Origin of the sequence: Cellulomonas biazotea (assembly GCF_004306155.1) — a bacterium.
Classification (GTDB): Bacteria; Actinomycetota; Actinomycetes; order Actinomycetales; family Cellulomonadaceae; genus Cellulomonas; species Cellulomonas biazotea.
On sequence record NZ_BIMR01000097.1, the window covers coordinates 1 to 9,988 of the forward strand.

Genomic DNA, 9,988 nt, shown 5'->3' on the forward strand with positions numbered 1-9,988 from the left:
CGCCGGGCCCCCCCGCGACGGGTTGGCGGCTACTTCGTCGCGCCCGAGGTGAAGCCGTTGTAGATGTACCGCTGCAGGAACAGGAACAGCACGAGGATCGGGATGATCGTGAGGATCACGCCGGCCGAGATGACCTCCCACTGCGAGCCGTACGGGCCCTTGAACGCGAACAGCGCGGTCGAGATGGGCCGGGTCGACGGGTCGTTGAGATAGAGGAACGGCAGGAAGAACTCGTTGTAGATGCCGATGCCCTTGATGATGACGACCGTCGCGATCGCGGGCTTGAGGTTGGGCAGGATGATCTGGAAGAAGATCCGCAGGTGCCCCGCGCCCTCGATCATGGCGGCCTCGTCGAGCGACTTCGGGATGCTGCGCATGAACTGCACGAAGATGTAGATCGAGACGATGTCCGTCCCCATGAACAGCAGGATCAGCGCCCACCGCGAGCCGTACAGGCCTAGGCCGTTGATGATCTGGAATGTCGCGACCTGCGTCGTGACGCCCGGGACGAGCGTGGCCAGCAGGAACAGCGCGAGGACCACCGAGCGGCCGCGGAACCGGAACCGGTCGAGCGCGTACGCCGTCGCCGCGCCGATGAGGATCGTCCCCGCGATGGCCGCGACGAAGATGAGCACGGTGTTGAAGAACGCCAGCCCCATGCCGCCGCGCGTGAACGCCGTCGCGTAGTTCTCGAAGTTGAACCAGTCCTGCGGGAGCGACAGCGGCCCGGTCGAGAGGAACTCCTGGTTCGTCTTGAACGACCCGAACAGGATGAGCCCGAGCGGCAGCAGCGTGAAGACCGAGGCGATGACGAGCGTGACGTACTTCGCGGTCGTGGTGAGCGCCTTCACGTGAGGTCCACCTCCTCCTCCGGGATGAGCTTCCGCTGGAGCCACGTGACCAGCAGGACGAACACGAGCAGGACGACGGCCATCGCCGAGGCGAGCCCGACCATGTTGCGCTGGAAGGCCATCCAGACGGTGCGGATGACGAACGTCTCGGTGCCGTTGGAGCCGCCGGTCATGACGAACGGGATCTCGAAGACCGACAGCGAGCCGGAGATGCCGAGGATGAAGGCGAGCCCGACGATCGGGCGGATCGACGGCAGGATGATGTGCCAGAACTCGTGCCAGCGGTTCGCGCCGTCGAGCGACGCGGCCTCGTAGATGTCCGAGTTGATCGACTGGATCGCGCCCAGGAACATCACGAACGTCAGGCCGGTGTAGCGCCAGACCGACACCGCGGCGAGCGCGTAGTTGGCGACCTCCGGGTCGCCCGTCCACTGCCGGACGAGGCTCTCGAGCCCGGTGTTCATCAGGACGGTGTCGAGGCCGCCGCCCGGCTTGAGGAAGTTGAGGAAGATCAGGCCGATCGCGACGCCGTTGATGAGGTACGGGAAGAACAGGATGCCCTTCCACATGTTCTTGAACCGCACCTTGAACGACAGGATCGTCGCGAAGTACAGCGCGAGCGCCATCTGGACGAACGAGCCGACGACGTAGAACAGCGAGACGTAGAAGACCCGCAGGTTGTCGGGGTCGGTGAACACCTCGACGTAGTTCTCGGTGCCGACGAAGTTCTTGGTCTTGTCGAGCCCGTCCCAGTCGGTCACCGAGTACCAGAACATGTTGAGGACGGGCGTGTACGTCAGGAGCAGGAGCAGCCCGACGGGGACGAGCAGGAACAGGTAGGGCGTGAGCCGGCGGTACCACGCGGAGCCACGGCCCACCCCACCCGGAGACTTCCGGGTGGGGCGGGCCGCGTCGGACTCAGACGTGGCCGCGACGGCGGGGCCGGACAGGCCCGTGGGTGCGGTCGTCATGGTGGGGGACCTCAGGCGCCGGCGTCGGCGCGTCCCTCGGCCCACTTGGCGTTCAGGTCGTCGAAGATCTGCGCCTTGGTGCGGGCACCGGAGCGGGCGTCGTCGATGATCTGCTGGCGGTACTTCGGGTCGGTCGTGACGATGCCCGACGCGGTGTCGATGTCCGCGAACAGCGACTCCTTGCCCTCGGGTGCCGGGTTCATCGTGATGAGCTCGACCTCGGCCATGAAGCCCTCGAGGGCCGCGGGAACGGGGCCGTCGATGAGCGGGGAGAGGCCGACCTGCGCCTCGGAGAAGCCGGACTCGTGGTTGAACCAGTCGATCCACGCGCGGGCGGTGGACTTGTTCTTCGAGTTCACGTTGATCGCGAGGTTGTAGTCGCCGCCGGCCACCGTGTGGAACTTGCCGTCGACCTGCGCGGGCGTCGGCATGTACGCGATGTCCGCCGGGTCGGCGCCCGCGGCCTCGGCGGCCGCGGCCATCTGCGGGATGGCCCACGAGCCGAGCACCATCGCGGAGATGTCGCCCACGCCGATGAGGCGCTTGCTGCCCTCCCAGTCGGTCGTGGTCGGGTCGGCCTCGGTGAGGCCGTTCGCGACGACGTCGTAGATCGTGCCGTCGATGACGCCCGTGTCGGTCTCGTCGGTCCACGGGGTGTCGGACTGCGTCATCTCGTTGACGTAGTCGGGGTTCGCGGTGACGGCCCCGCGCCAGCCCTCCCACTGCGACAGCGCCCAGGAGTCCTTGTAGTTCGTGTAGAGCGGGGCGACCGCGATGCCGTTGTCCTTGACGGCCTGCAGGTCGTCGAGGAACTCCTGCGGGGTGGTCGGGAAGTCGGTGATCCCGGCCTCCTCCCACACGCGCTTGTTGTAGACGATGCCCTGGACGTTGCCGACGACGGGGATGCCGTAGGACTTGCCCTCGAAGGACTTGTCGTTGAGCCAGCGGTACTCCTTCTCCATCTCGGCCTGGTCGCCGAGCGGCTCGAAGAAGTCGGGGAGCTGGTCGGGGGTGACCGAGCCGGGGATGGCGAGGACGTCGCCGTAGTCGTCGGTGTTCATGCGGGTCTTGACAGTGCCCTCGTAGTCGGTCACGCCCTCGACCTTGACGTCGGTGACCTCGGGGTACTTGGCCTTGAACTGCTCGACGTACTCGTCGAACGTGCCGTCCTCCACGAGGTCGGTGCGCCAGGTCAGGACGGTGAGCGACCCGGAGGGGGTGCCGTCGTCGTTGGCCTCGTCGTCGCCGCCCCCGCCGCCCGAGCAGGCGGCCGTGAGGGCGAGGACCGAGCTGGCGGCAACGACCGCCACGAGGCGCGTGCGTCGCTTCTGAGGGAACATCCTTGATCCTCTCGTCGTGCCGGCACCTCCGCGTGCCGACCGGTGTGGAGGGGCTTCGTCACCATCGGGGTCATTGCGAACCCTGCTCCGCGTGGCATTCTTAGGCAAGTGAACAAAGTTAGTCAACGTGCGTGTCGCGGCTGGGGCTCTCCGTGCCCGGATCGTTATCGTGAGCGCGCGGGGGACACGCGAGGGAGGACGGTGCCGTGAGCAGCCTGCGACCAGGCCTCGGAGCGGCGCACGCCAGCAGCCGGGCCGCGATCCTCGACCTCATCCGCGCAGCCGGGACGATCAGCCGCGTCGAGCTCACCCGGGCCACCGGGTTCACCGCCGCGACCATCTCGACCGTCGTGCGGCGCCTCATCGACGACGGGCTCGTCGTCGAGGTCGGCCGCGCCGAGTCGACCGGCGGCAAGCCGCGCATGCTGCTCGAGCTCGACCCGTACGCGCGGTTCGCCGTCGGCGTGCACCTCGACCACGCCGGCATCACCTACGTCATCGCCAACCTCGGCGGCGCGATCGTCGCCCGCTGGCGGCGCCCCGGCGCCGGGTCCGACGACCCCCGCGAGGTCGTCGCGCGCATCGCCGCGGAGATCCGCGCCACCGTCGCGCGCGTCGGCGTCGACCCGGCGCGCGTCCTGGGCCTCGGCGTCGTCTCGCCCGGGCCGATCACCGTCTCGACCGGCATGACCCTCACGCCGCCCGTCATGCAGGCGTGGACGGAGTTCCCGCTCGCCGCCGCGCTCGAGGACGCCACCGGCCTGCCCGTCCTGCTCGACAACGACGCGACCGCCGCCGCCATCGGCGAGTACTGGTCCGGCGGCATCGACGCGTCCGCGTTCGCCGCGCTCTACATGGGCACCGGCATCGGTGCGGGGATCATCGTCGACGGCACCGTCTTCCGGGGCGCGAGCTCCAACGCGGGCGAGGTCGGGCACATCTGCGTCGACCTCGACGGCCCCGAGTGCTGGTGCGGGAGCCTCGGCTGCGTCGAGGCCCTCGCCGGCCCCGGCGCCGTCGTCGCCGCGGCGCGTGCCGAGGGCATCGAGCTCCCCGGCCGCGGCGTCTCCGAGGACTTCGCGACGCTCGCCCGGGCCGCGAGCCGCGGCGAGGAGGCGCCCCTGCGCGTCCTGCAGCGGTCCGCACGGTACGTCGGGGTGGCCGCGCAGACGCTCGCCAACGTGCTCGACCTCGAGCTCGTCGTCCTCACCGGGCCCGCGTTCGCGATCGCCGGGTCGCTCTACGTGCCCGAGGTCGAGGCGCGGCTCGCGCGGTCGTTCTTCGCCCGCGGGAACCACACGGTGCGCGTCGTCATCTCCTCCAACGCCCCCGAGGCCGCCGCCGTCGGTGCGGCCGCGCTCGTGCTGCAGAGCGAGCTCACACCCCGGCAGGCCGGGATGCGGATGACGCTCGACCGGGTGGCGGAGGTGCCGACGACCGTGTGACGCCGCGGTCCGGTCGCGGCGCGCACCGCCGACCGCGTCGGGGTGCTGCGCCAGCGCGTCAGCCCGCCAGGCGCTCCAGGCCGGCCAGGGGGATGGGCAGCCACGTCGGCCGGTTGCGGGACTCGTAGACGGCCTCGTACAGCGTCTTGTCGAGCTCGAGCGCGCGCAGCAGCACCGCACGGCCCTCGGCGTCCACGACCCGGGCGACCGCCGCCGACGCGTAGCCGTCGAGCAGCGCCGCACGCGCCGCGTCCGTCCACGCCTGCGCGGCCGGGCCCGTGAGCCCGCCCACGGCCGCCGCGTAGTCGAGCGAGCGCAGCATGCCGGCGACGTCGCGCAGCGCGAGGTCCGGACGGGTCCGTGCCGCCAGCGGCGCGAGAGGCTCGCCCTCGAAGTCCGTGACGAACCAGCGCGACCCCGAGCGCAGCACCTGGCCGAGGTGCAGGTCGCCGTGCACGCGCTGCCGCGGCGGCGCGACGGGCAGCGCCCGGACCTGCGCGACGACCGCGTCGACCCCCGGGCCGAAGCGGGCGAGCTGAGGCACCGCCGAGACGGCCCAGGCGAACCGTCCCGCGACCGCCGCCGCGACCTCCGCGGGGCCGTCCTGCGGCGCCGTCGCGGTGTCCGTGCCGAACGCCCGCACGAGGTCGGCGTGCACACCGGCGACCACCGCGCCGAGCTCGCGCGCCAGGTCGTCGAACGGCTCGCCGCGCCGGGCCACGTCGCAGGCGAGCTCGAACCCGTCCTGGGCCTGCGGCACGAACGCGCTCATCGCGCCCAGGTAGCCCTGGACCGGGGACCCGCTCGCGTCGGGCCAGGTCGCCTCGAGCCAGGCCAGCGGCGCGGGCACGTCCGACGAGCCGACGTCCACCAGGTGCCGCGGGACGTCGACGTCGGGGTTCTCGCCCGGCGCGAGCGCGCGCAGCACCTTGAGGATCGCGACCGGTGCGGGGGCCTGCGGCGCTGCGCGCAGCACGACGGACGTGTTCGACTGCTCGCCCGACGCCGCGCGCGACGTCGCCGGGTCCACCACGGCGCCCGGGCCGTCGGCCGCCGCGAGCCACGCCGCGACGAAGGACGGGTGAGCCGCGCCGTCGAGCACCGCGCGCCCGTCGACGGTGCCGACGACGTCGGTGGCGGTGGACTCGACGGTGTCGGCGGAACCGGCGGTGCCCGTGGCGGGCTCCACGCCCAGCACGAGCGGGACCTGCAGGAGCGCGTCGATCGACCCCGACCGCGCCCGCACGAGCAGCACGCGGACGTCCTGAGCGAGCGCGAGCGACCCCACGAGGGTCAGCTCCGCCTGCGTGCCCTTCGCCGGGAACCACCGGCGGCCGGGCAGCCAGTCGCGGGCCGCGTCGAGCAGCGCCGCGTCGAGGGCGTCGGGCGGGGTCGCGGCGAGCGTCATCGCGCCCCCGGCCCGGCGGCCGCCGCCCCGTCCGGAGGCGTGAGCTCGAGCCAGTAGAAGTCCCGCGAGCCCAGCGTGAACAGCGCCGTCCCGTCCTCGCGCACCGCGGGGAACGCGGCGCCGCCGAACACGTCCCGCATCGACCAGCCGACGTGACCGGCGAGCGTCGCCGTCGCCGACCGGGCCGTCGCCGCCATGTTCGCGACGACCAGCAGGGTCTGCTCGGGCGTCACCCGCAGGAACGTCAGCACCGAGTCGTTGTCCGACGGCACGACCTGGAAGTCGCCCTTGCCGAGCGACGGGTAGCGGCGGCGGACCGTGAGCATGCCGCGCACCCAGTGCAGCAGCGACGTCGGCTGCGCGAGCTGCGCCTCGACGTTCGTGTGGCTGTAGTGGTGCACGAGCGACTGCACGAGCGGCAGGTAGAGCTTGCCGGGGTCGGCCGTCGAGAAGCCCGCGTTGCGGTCCGGCGTCCACTGCATCGGTGTGCGCACCGCGTCACGGTCCGGCAGCCAGATGTTGTCGCCCATGCCGATCTCGTCGCCGTAGTACAGGCACGGGCTGCCCGGCAGCGACAGCAGCAGCGCGTGCGCGAGCTCGATCTCCTTGCGGGAGTTGTCGAGCAGCGGCGCGAGACGGCGGCGGATGCCGACGTTGGCGCGCATGCGCGAGTCCGGCGCGTACCAGCCGTACATCGACGCGCGCTCCTCGGTCGAGACCATCTCGAGCGTCAGCTCGTCGTGGTTGCGCAGGAACGTCGACCACTGCGCGCCCTTCGGGATGGGCGGCGTGTCCGCGAGGATGTCCGTGATCGGCGTCGCCCGCTGGTCGCGCAGCGAGTAGTAGATGCGCGGCATCACGGGGAAGTGGAAGCACATGTGGCACTCCGGCTCCTCCTCGGTGCCGAAGTAGTGCACGACGTCCTCGGGCCACTGGTTCGCCTCGGCGAGCATGATCCGGCCGGGGAACTCCTCGTCGATCATGCGCCGCACGTCCCGCAGGAACGCGTGCGTCTCCGGGAGGTTCTCGCAGTTCGTGCCCTCGGACTCGAACAGGTACGGCACCGCGTCCAGACGGAACCCGTCGACGCCGATCCGCAGCCAGAACCGGGCGACGTCCATCATCGCCTCGACGACCCGCGGGTTCTCGAAGTTGAGGTCCGGCTGGTGGCTGAAGAACCGGTGCCAGAAGTACTGCCGGCGCACGGGGTCGAAGGTCCAGTTCGACGTCTCGGTGTCGACGAAGATGATGCGCGCGTCCTGGTAGCGCGTGTTGTCGTCGCTCCACACGTAGAAGTCGCCGTACGGGCCCTCCGGGTCCGAGCGGGACGCCTGGAACCACGGGTGCTGGTCGCTCGTGTGGTTCATCACCAGGTCGATGACGAGCCGCATCCCGCGGGCGTGCGCCTCGGAGATGAGGTCCTGGAAGTCCGCGACCGTGCCGTACTGCGACGCGATGGCCGTGTAGTCGGCGACGTCGTACCCGCCGTCGCGCAGCGGGCTCGGGAAGAACGGCGGCAGCCACAGGCAGTCGATGCCCAGCCACTGCAGGTAGTCCAGCCGGTCGATGAGGCCGCGCAGGTCGCCGCTGCCCTGCCCGGACGCGTCCGAGAAGCAGCGCAGCATGACCTCGTAGAACACGGCCGTGCGGTACCAGTCCGGGTCGTCGCTCAGGCCCGGGCGGGCCTCGCCGGCGGCCGGGACCGTCGGCTGCCGGCGCTGCGGGAGGGCCGAGAGCATGATCTGGCCGGTCGTGGGCGCGGGCTCGCGCAGGCGGACGTCGGGCATCGGCGGCAGCGACGACGTCACGCCTCCTCCAGGTGGATCACGTGCGCGGCACGGGTCGCCGGGTCGAGCCGCACCCACGGCGTCGCGCCCCACTCCCACGTCTCGTCGGTCAGCAGGTCGTGCGCGCGCAGCGGGCGGTCGGCGGGCAGGCCGAGCGCCGCGAGGTCGAGCGTCACGACGCCCTCGCGGGCGTTCCACGTGTCGAGGTTGACGATCACCACGACGGTGTCCGCACGGCCCGTGGGGGAGTGCGCCGCGTCGAGGTGCCGCGAGTAGGCGACGAGCGCGTCGTCCGTCGTCGGGTGCACCGTGAGGTTGCGCAGCTGCTGCAGCGCGGGGTGCGCGCGGCGGACCTGGTTGAGGTTGCCGAGCAGCAGCGCGATCCCGAGGTCGTCGGCGGCCGCCCAGTCGCGCGGCTTGAGCTCGTACTTCTCGTTGTCGATCTGCTCGTCGACCCCGGGACGCGGCACGTCCTCGACGAGCTCGTAGCCCGAGTAGATGCCCCACGTCGGCGAGCCCGTGGCCGCGAGCACCGCGCGGACCGCGAACCCACGGCCGCCCGTCGCCTGCAGGTACGGCGGCAGGATGTCGTGCGTCGTCGGCCAGAAGCTCGGCCGCATCCAGGAGCCCTGCTCGCCCGAGACCTCCGCGAGGTACTCCTCGATCTCGTCCTTCGTGTTGCGCCACGTGAAGTACGTGTACGACTGGTGGAAGCCGATCTTCGCGAGCGTCTGCATCATCGCGGGGCGCGTGAACGCCTCCGACAGGAAGATCACCTCCGGGTGCGCCGCGCGCACGTCCGCCAGGATCCACGCCCAGAAGTCGAGGGGCTTGGTGTGCGGGTTGTCGACGCGGAACAGCGTCACGCCGTGGTCGATCCACACCTGCAGCACGCGCCGGACCTCGGCGTAGATGCCTGCCGGGTCGTTGTCGAAGTTCAGCGGGTAGATGTCCTGGTACTTCTTCGGCGGGTTCTCCGCGTAGGCGATCGAGCCGTCGGCGCGCGTCGTGAACCACTCCGGGTGCTCCTTCACCCACGGGTGGTCGGGCGAGCACTGCAGGGCGACGTCGAGCGCGACCTCGAGGCCCAGCCCGCGCGCGGACTCGACGAACGCGTCGAAGTCGTCGAACGTGCCGAGGCTCGGCTCGATCGCGTCGTGCCCGCCCGCCTCCGAGCCGATCGCGTACGGCGAGCCGGGGTCGCCCGGCTGCGCGTCGAGCGAGTTGTTGCGGCCCTTGCGGTACGTCGAGCCGATCGGGTGGATCGGCGTCAGGTAGACGACGTCGAAGCCCATGCCCGCGATGCGCGGCAGGTCCGTCGCCGCCGTGCGCAGCGTGCCGGAGCGCCACTCGCCCGTCTGTGGGTCCTGCACCGCGCCGTGCGAGCGCGGGAAGATCTCGTACCAGGCGCCCGCGAGCGTGAGCGGGCGGTCGACGACCAGCGGGTACGCGCGCGACGACGACACGAGCTCACGCAGCGGGTGTGCCGCGAGCGTCGCGCGGACCGCCGGCGCCAGGCCCGCCGCGAGCCGCTCGGCCGGGGTTCGGGTCGTGTCGCGCAGCGCGCCGACCGCCTCGTGCAGGACGGCCGCGCCCTCCGCGGGGAGCGCGTCGGGACCGGCCGCGGTGGCGGAGCCCGCCCGCGCGGCCGCGCGCTCCAGGAGCAGGCCGCCCTCGGTGAGCATGAGCTCGACGTCGATGCCCGCGGCGACCTTGATCGTCGCGTCGTGCGCCCACGTCGCGAACGGGTCCGACCAGCCCTCGACGCGGAACGACCACTCGCCCGTGCGGTCGGGGACGAGGCGCGCCTCGAACCGGTCGAGGCCGGGGGCGATGTCGACCATCGGCGCACGGGAGTGCTCGACGCCGTCGGGGTCGACGAGGACGGCCGTCGCGGCGACCGCGTCGTGGCCCTCGCGGAAGACCGTCGCGCGGACCGGGACCGCCTCGCCGACGACCGCCTTCGCGGGAAAGCGGCCCTCCTCGGCGACGGGGGAGACGTCGACGACCGGGATACGGCCGATCGTGGGACCGGCCGAGGACAGGGTTGCGGCGGGAGCCGGGACGGGCGTCGGTGCGGGCGCGGCGGCGGCCGGCGCGTGCAGGGTGGTCGCGCTTGCCGCCTCCAGCGGGCCGGCCGGGCCGGGCTCCGGGACCGGGACGGTCGACGAGGGTCCGGCGGGTGC

At 71.9% G+C, this 9,988-nt stretch carries 7 protein-coding genes; 1 reads left to right on the plus strand and 6 read right to left on the minus strand.

What is annotated here, in order from left to right; genetic code table 11:
* Window positions 1-29: 29 nt before the first annotated feature.
* The 3 genes from CBZ_RS07875 to CBZ_RS07885 are packed head-to-tail and all read right to left on the minus strand — an operon-like array spanning window position 30 to window position 3,162.
* Window positions 30-851: a carbohydrate ABC transporter permease gene (locus tag CBZ_RS07875; RefSeq protein WP_130781024.1), complete on the minus strand. Its 822-nt coding sequence runs from the start codon at window positions 849-851 to the stop codon at window positions 30-32.
* Entirely contained in the window at window positions 848-1,822 is a 975-nt protein-coding gene (locus CBZ_RS07880; protein ID WP_130781025.1) for a carbohydrate ABC transporter permease, read from the minus strand. Before CBZ_RS07880 ends, CBZ_RS07875 begins: the two co-directional genes overlap by 4 nt.
* A gap of 11 nt (window positions 1,823-1,833) precedes the next feature.
* Window positions 1,834-3,162 carry an ABC transporter substrate-binding protein gene (locus CBZ_RS07885; RefSeq protein ID WP_130781026.1) on the minus strand — a complete coding sequence of 443 codons (1,329 nt, stop codon included), beginning with the start codon at window positions 3,160-3,162 and terminating at the stop codon, window positions 1,834-1,836.
* A 206-nt stretch (window positions 3,163-3,368) separates the two neighbouring features.
* Between CBZ_RS07885 and CBZ_RS07890 the strand changes: the two genes are divergently transcribed.
* Entirely contained in the window at window positions 3,369-4,607 is a 1,239-nt protein-coding gene (locus tag CBZ_RS07890; protein WP_130781027.1) for an ROK family transcriptional regulator, read from the plus strand.
* Between the two features lie 58 nt (window positions 4,608-4,665).
* Here the strand turns inward: CBZ_RS07890 and CBZ_RS07895 are convergent, their stop codons facing one another.
* The 3 genes from CBZ_RS07895 to CBZ_RS07905 all read right to left on the minus strand — a co-directional run.
* A complete protein-coding gene (locus tag CBZ_RS07895; protein ID WP_130781028.1) occupies window positions 4,666-6,015 on the minus strand; it encodes a maltokinase N-terminal cap-like domain-containing protein in 1,350 nt (449 codons plus the stop codon).
* Complete coding sequence (gene treS / locus CBZ_RS07900; protein ID WP_130781029.1) at window positions 6,012-7,802, minus strand: maltose alpha-D-glucosyltransferase; 1,791 nt, start codon at window positions 7,800-7,802, stop codon at window positions 6,012-6,014. Before treS ends, CBZ_RS07895 begins: the two co-directional genes overlap by 4 nt.
* Before the next feature lie 17 nt (window positions 7,803-7,819).
* A partial coding sequence (locus tag CBZ_RS07905; RefSeq protein WP_373862149.1) for an alpha-1,4-glucan--maltose-1-phosphate maltosyltransferase occupies window positions 7,820-9,988 on the minus strand: 2,169 nt, incomplete at its 5' end.